The sequence below is a fragment of the Chitinophaga sp. OAE865 genome, assembly GCF_040546735.1.
Taxonomy (GTDB): Bacteria; Bacteroidota; Bacteroidia; order Chitinophagales; family Chitinophagaceae; genus Chitinophaga; species Chitinophaga polysaccharea_A.
Genome location: NZ_JBEPOF010000001.1, coordinates 6,160,443 through 6,166,660, shown reverse-complemented (window position 1 = coordinate 6,166,660; position 6,218 = coordinate 6,160,443). Strand labels below are relative to the sequence as shown.

At 46.9% G+C, this 6,218-nt stretch carries 6 protein-coding genes; 5 read left to right on the top strand and 1 reads right to left on the bottom strand.

What is annotated here, in order from left to right; translation table 11 throughout:
- The first annotated feature begins 13 nt into the window (after positions 1–13).
- The 4 genes from ABIE50_RS24690 (at position 14) to ABIE50_RS24675 (ending at position 5,142) form a co-directional block, all read left to right on the top strand.
- Positions 14–1,015: a PorP/SprF family type IX secretion system membrane protein gene (locus ABIE50_RS24690; protein WP_209858599.1), complete on the top strand. Its 1,002-nt coding sequence runs from the start codon at positions 14–16 to the stop codon at positions 1,013–1,015.
- Between the two features lie 18 nt (positions 1,016–1,033).
- The gene (locus ABIE50_RS24685) at positions 1,034–2,839 is read left to right on the top strand and encodes an OmpA family protein (RefSeq protein ID WP_209858601.1); all 1,806 of its coding nucleotides are present in this window, start codon (positions 1,034–1,036) and stop codon (positions 2,837–2,839) included.
- Positions 2,840–2,955: 116 nt separating this feature from the next.
- Positions 2,956–4,683, top strand: coding sequence for an eCIS core domain-containing protein (locus ABIE50_RS24680; RefSeq protein WP_209858603.1), 1,728 nt, complete (start codon positions 2,956–2,958; stop codon positions 4,681–4,683).
- A gap of 66 nt (positions 4,684–4,749) precedes the next feature.
- Positions 4,750–5,142: a hypothetical protein gene (locus ABIE50_RS24675; RefSeq protein ID WP_209858605.1), complete on the top strand. Its 393-nt coding sequence runs from the start codon at positions 4,750–4,752 to the stop codon at positions 5,140–5,142.
- 33 nt (positions 5,143–5,175) lie between these two features.
- Here ABIE50_RS24675 and ABIE50_RS24670 read toward each other — a convergent pair whose 3' ends face one another.
- Positions 5,176–5,328: a hypothetical protein gene (locus ABIE50_RS24670; protein ID WP_209858607.1), complete on the bottom strand. Its 153-nt coding sequence runs from the start codon at positions 5,326–5,328 to the stop codon at positions 5,176–5,178.
- 124 nt (positions 5,329–5,452) lie between these two features.
- Here ABIE50_RS24670 and ABIE50_RS24665 point away from each other — a divergent pair, with 124 nt between their 5' ends.
- A complete protein-coding gene (locus ABIE50_RS24665) occupies positions 5,453–6,199 on the top strand; it encodes a hypothetical protein (protein ID WP_209858609.1) in 747 nt (248 codons plus the stop codon).
- Positions 6,200–6,218 lie beyond the last annotated feature (19 nt).

Below are 6,218 nucleotides of genomic sequence, written 5' to 3'. Positions count from 1 at the left end.
AAAAAAGTAAAAGATGCAAACAATACTCAGAGCAGGAATAATGGTGATGTTGCTGGCAACAGGGATGCGCGGAGTGGCGCAACAGAACATACAGTTCAGCCAGTATGTGTTCAACGGGTTAAGTATTAACCCCGCTTATGCAGGTTATAAGGAAGACCTGTATGTGAACACGGTATACCGGCACCAGTGGGCCTCATTTCCCGGTGCGCCGCGTACAGGCGGCATATCGGTAGACGGAGTAACGCCCGCCAGTGACAACAAGGTAGGGTTGGGGCTGCAAATGTTGTTTGATAAACTGGGACCGCAGGAAGCCTTATCACTCTATGGCTCCTATGCATACCGGATCCCGCTTGACGATGAAGGCACACGCCGGCTTTGCTTTGGCATAGGAGGTGGTGTTACCCAGTATTCCATTGATGGCACAGCCCTGCAATACACCGATAACGACGACTCGGCCATACCCCTGGGTAAAAAGAGCGTATGGGTACCGGATGCACGCTTCGGGATCTATTACTATACTTCCCGTTTTTATGCAGGAGCTTCCGTGATGGACCTGCTTTCCCTTTACACAGATGCTACACGGTACAACTGGAAAGGGAACAATTATTCCACCATCCGCAAAACACAGCACCTGTATGTTACTACAGGTGCTATGTTTCCACTGGGTGAGGGATTGCAGCTGAAACCTTCTATCCTTATCAAGGAAGATTTTAAGGGACCTACCAATGTGGACATCAATGCTTTCCTGCTGATTGGTGAAAAGCTGTGGACAGGCGCTTCCTACCGTACCGGTGTGGGCCTGTGGAACAAGACCAACCTGCAAAAGGACCTTAGTGAACTGGATGCAGCCAGTGTGATGGTAGAGTTTTACGCTACAGAGAACCTTCGCATCGGCTATTCCTATGATCTGAGTATTAATAAAATGGCGGGTTACCAGGGAGGATCGCATGAAATATCATTAGGCTTTTTAATCCCTTCGAAAAATTTCACGGTAAAGAACCCCCGGTATTTTTAAACTTTAGTTACTACCCGTATGAGACGTTGTATTATTATTATCCCGCTGATGTTGTTGAGTACCTTCAGCCTGTATAGTCAGGAGCAGAAAAGCCTGTCGCAGTTAGCCAACGCAGCGTACGCCAGGCAGCAGTATGCAGAAGCAGGAGCGCTCTATAACAGGATTGCCCGTAACAAAGGGAAAAAGATGCCCGTGGATCAGTTGATGAAAATGGCACATAGTTACCAGGAGATCGGTTACTATAAAGAAGCTTCGGATATATACCAGGAGATTATAAGTCGCCCGGACCATCCGGCTGCCGCTTATTTTGCCTATGGAGAGGTGCTCCGGCAACTGGAACAGTATGATGCGGCAAAGCAGCAATACGCATTGTTTTCCACATCCAATGCAGATAGCCTTAAATTAAAAGACATTGCCCTGCAGGGCTGCGACAGTGCCGTTGTATGGAGTAAACAGGCGCCCGCTGTGCAGTTAAAACCACTTAAAGAGCTTAATACCTATGGCTCAGACCTGGTTAGCGGTGTAGTGAAGAGAGGGCTGCTGCTGATGTCGAACGGGTACCGTTCCCTTGCGCTAAATAGTGGATCGCAGTCGCACCCGCCTGTCGACAAACGTACTGAGCAGCCTTATTATAAAGCATACGTTTACCAGCAATATTCCAGCGGCAATTCCAATACATACCTGGAAGAGCTGGTACCGGCGCTGCTGGGCAAATATGATTACCATATCGGGCCGGTATGTTTTAACAGTACGGAAGATACGTTGTATGCCACCATCAATATACAGGGCGGCAATATACCCGTTACCAGTAAAGGTTTCGTGAATGGCGTGCGCCACCTGCAGATTTACCAGGCTGTAAAAAAAGATGGTAAATGGGCCACTCCTGTATTGATGCCCGGCATTAATATGGAAGGGTATTCTTCCAGTCATGCCGTGTTAAGTACAGATGGTAACATATTGTATTTTGTATCCGACCGCCCGGGAGGGCTGGGGCAGACCGATATCTGGTATGCAGAAAAACAGGCCGATGGCACCTGGGGCACGCCTGTGAACTGTGGTAGCCAGGTAAACACGGTAGCAGCGGAAACTTTTCCCACCGTTAATGAAGAAGGTATTCTTTATTTCTCCAGCAGGGGATATGCAGGCATGGGAGGTTATGATATCTACCGGGTAAAAGGGGCGAAGGCCAGCTGGGAAGTACCACAGAATATGAAATTGCCCTTTAACTCCGGAGCCGATGATATAGGGCTGATATTGAAACGTAACGGCTATGAAGGATACGTGGCTTCCAATAAACCCGGCGGTATGGGTAAGGATGATATTTATTTCTTCTCAGATGCTGATTACTTTAACAGGATTAATCCCAGCGAGCCATCGCCGGTTATTACAAACCATGCAGCGCCGCCTGTAACAGGCGACCGCCCGGGTTTGGTGGTGAAAAAACATACTGCAGAAGAAGAGACCGATAAACAAAAGCTGGAACAACTGAAGTTCCTGTATGATTACAACAGTGCATCGCTGCTCGTTGAATCCCGGAAGATCCTCGACCAGGTGGCGCTGGTGTTGAAACGTCACCCCGACTGGCGGATCGTGATTGCTTCCTTCGCGGATAACCGCGGTTCCGACCAGTATAATACCGATCTGTCGGCATTGCGCTGCTATGCAGTAATAGATTACCTGGTGAATGCAGGCATCGATCCCAAACGTCTTTACTACAGCAATAAAGGAGAACGTGATCCTGTGAATGGCTGTAAAGATGGTGTGCCGTGTAAAGAAGAGGAATACAAACAGAACAGGCGCACTGAACTGCAGATAAAGTGGTAACAATAACCCTGGGATCACTGGCGTCCGGTGATCCCAGGGGGCTGCGTTAAAATAAAGTGGAGATAAGTGCTTTTTTCCGTATATTTATTTAACCGGTCATTTATTTCCCCTATTTTATGTTACAGGAAAGCACCCCTCAGTTTGTACGCAAGTCCCCGGCTGCTGCACAAAGCAGGAATACCCGGGGAGTATCTGTACCCGCCGTTCAGCCTGTTCAGAGAAAGCAGCATGAGCATGATGATTACCTGCCGATAAAAGATGAGCCCATCCCGGAGACGAAGGCATTTCCCATACCCGCAATAAATGAAAACAACCCGGCACCTGCCGCTATCCCCCCATTTCAGTTAAAGACCAATAATACGGGCTTGCCGCATCAGTTAAAAACCGGTATCGAAAATCTATCGGGTTATTCCATGGACGATGTAAAGGTGCATTACAACTCTGATAAGCCGGCCCGGCTAACAGCATTGGCTTATGCACAGGGGAGCGATATACATATCGGTCCGGGGCAGGAGAAGCACCTGCCGCACGAGGCCTGGCATGTGGTACAACAAAAGCAGGGGAGGGTGGTCCCCAATTTACAGATGAAAGGTGCCATGATCAACGATGATTCCTCGCTCGAGAATGAAGCGGATATAATGGGAGAAAAAGCGATGGCGTTAAATAATACCGGTGTTCCGGTAGCAGTTAAACAGGCCGTCACCGGTGGTAATATTATCCAGGCAAAAAAGGAAATTAAAGGCAATAAGGATTTTACAGGGAAGGGAAATTTGTTGATTCATTTTGAGGAGATGATTAAGGGCTCTTCGGCTGGTATGTATGGTTATATATCATTCAACCCGTTTCCGGATGGAGATACGGCAGAGAAGATTGAACTCGTACAGATTGCTTCATTAAGAACGAACGATAACGGACAGGCGGCATACGAGAAAAGCCTGATGCCGGAATCAGCCGGGGAAAAAGATCCCCCTGAAGTGAAGGAGACCAACCTGGATACCGACGGCGTAAATCCTGTAAAAAATATGGTAAGGAATAGTTCGCCAAGCCAGCATTTTATTGACCTGCTTTATACAAACACTGCACCCCGGGGACATAAATCAGGCGTACCCAATGTAGAAATGGCCTACAACGCGGAGAGAAGAAATGCAGGAAATAGTGAAGATCGTATGGACGAAGTTTTTATGAGCAAAACAGATAAAGTCCGGAATCACTATGATCTGATGACTCAAAAACAAGACCCTAGTGCGGAAAAAATTATAATGCAACAGTTTCCCGGGTACAATCGTGGTAAGGGAGAGCTGAGAAGAACTGAATTACATGATTTCCCGGTGAGTAGTAAGCCATCGGTATTTTCTTTCCAGACTTCTGTTGATGCTGAAGGCTGTAAATCCGGGAAAAAAGAATATTGGGGCGTAGTTAAATGGGGATTCACTACTTTGTTCGACGTTTTAAATGGCTATTCATTCGTAGCTTCGGTAGATCCCCTGGCGTTTGTAGCTGGTGATACAGATGAGCTAAGGGAAAGCCGGAACAATTTTGACGCTATTTTTGCAAATAGTTCTGCCTGGACTTCACCTGAAACGCTTGATGATATTGATTTCCTGTTGAAGAAAGGGGACCGTGCCCAGGGCCTGAAAGATTTGGACAACGCTGCCAGGGAATTCATTTTTGTTTTAGGCAAAATCCTGGAAGAAGGGAAAAACGAGCCCGATGTCCTGAATCGTATTGCCGGTCCGCATAAAATTAATGTATCCTGGGTATTAAAGGAATTAGAGGCAGAACATGGTAACGGAGATGATCTTTTTATTAGGTTGAGTAAAAAATATAAAGAAGTCTATACATAAACTTGTCGCTTTTGTACTATTGTCAGATAGTAAGGATAGCTAAATTTATTGTCTAAATACTATTTTATGGAGAATAAAAGAAAGCTATTTCTGAAATGGAATGCTGTTGCAAAAGCAGCTGTTGTGCTGTTAATTGTTTTGTTAGGATCTTCTCAGGTTCATGCCCAAACACTTACACCGCCAAGCAAAACCGGACCTGTACTTTCTGAGTTTGACCGGGAATATAATTACGGTTATGCGGAAGGCGAAAAATACGCCAGCAGGAAAGACCGTGCGGGTTATGAAGCGATGCTGAAAAGATACTATGAGGGGTTAAGACTGTATCCTGAGGATGCTGATTTTTACCAGGGAAGAATCCAGGGACTTACCTATGGATGGCTGGATAATCAGCCTGAAGCAGATTTCAGCACCTATAATAAATTGCTGAAATCATTGCAACGTAACTCATCCGAACCTTGAGCTGATTAAGTAAAAAAGTGCGCCTGTAAAATTTTACAGGCGCACTTTTTTATTGATACCCGCGCTGTTGTCCGGTAAAGACGCCCGGAAGAGATAGTGGTAATAGGTGCCAGCTAACTCTGGTGGCGCCATTAATGTCATTTGCACTGAAATAGCATCTCCCCAATATACTCCATACGTTTTCATGATTATTCCTCCGCCGGCTCAATAATTTCCCCCATCTGCTAAACGGCACTTCCGCCTTCCCTGTTTCTGGTGGACTTTTGAATTGAATCAGTGGATGTACGTTTTTACAACTAATTATAAACTCATGAAAACACATGCTTATTTCAGGCTATCCTGTTGCGCGGCATTATTTGCCTTCCTGTTGTCTTACTGCAGCAAGAGAACCGGCAATAATCCCGATGGAGGCATGAAAGGCGTGGTGGAAACCAATAACGGCGTTACCTATAAATTGTTTGTAAAAGAAGGCCTCGCAAGTTATAGCGGTATACTGGTGATGGGCAGCGGCAACGATGCAGAGAAGCCCGGCCCCGGCAGTATGGATGGCGATACCGAAATATCCCTGTGCCGTAAAGCGGCGGAAAATAATTATATAGCCGCCATTGTACAATACCGCAAAACCCCCGGCCTGGCCAACTGGGATGCCAGTTCGGATATGGTGGCTGAGGATTACGACAAGTGCATCACTGCATTGGCCGGGAAATCCGGGCTTAATAAGAACCGTGCTGTAATTGGAGGTTATTCCTATGCTGCCTATATGCTCCTGAACAATACGGCCAGGACCGCCAAACTGGCCTATTGTCAGGGAGTACTCGCCGCCTGCGGCGCTATTGAAGGAGCCACCTATTTTCATGTACCGGTATATTCCATCAGCTGTTCCGGTTCCCCCGATCCCGGCGGACTTTCAGGTAAAGCCCTCTATGACGCCATCCGTAACGATTCTCCTTTTAAGTCGAAAAGCCAGGGGGTGACAGATAACAGCTGTAACAGCCATTGCGGAGGGAACTGGACCAACCAGCTGTATGCCAGGATGCGCGACTGGCTCGCTGCATAATATACCTACCATTATAAAC

Excerpts from the sequence above, each read along its gene's own strand:
- ABIE50_RS24690 (WP_209858599.1), top strand. The coding sequence starts at position 14 with ATGCAAACAATACTCAGAGCAGGAATAATGGTGATGTTGCTGGCAACA.
- ABIE50_RS24685 (WP_209858601.1), top strand. The coding sequence starts at position 1,034 with ATGAGACGTTGTATTATTATTATCCCGCTGATGTTGTTGAGTACCTTC.
- ABIE50_RS24680 (WP_209858603.1), top strand. The coding sequence starts at position 2,956 with ATGTTACAGGAAAGCACCCCTCAGTTTGTACGCAAGTCCCCGGCTGCT.
- ABIE50_RS24675 (WP_209858605.1), top strand. The coding sequence starts at position 4,750 with ATGGAGAATAAAAGAAAGCTATTTCTGAAATGGAATGCTGTTGCAAAA.
- ABIE50_RS24670 (WP_209858607.1), bottom strand. The coding sequence starts at position 5,328 with ATGAAAACGTATGGAGTATATTGGGGAGATGCTATTTCAGTGCAAATG.
- ABIE50_RS24665 (WP_209858609.1), top strand. The coding sequence starts at position 5,453 with ATGAAAACACATGCTTATTTCAGGCTATCCTGTTGCGCGGCATTATTT.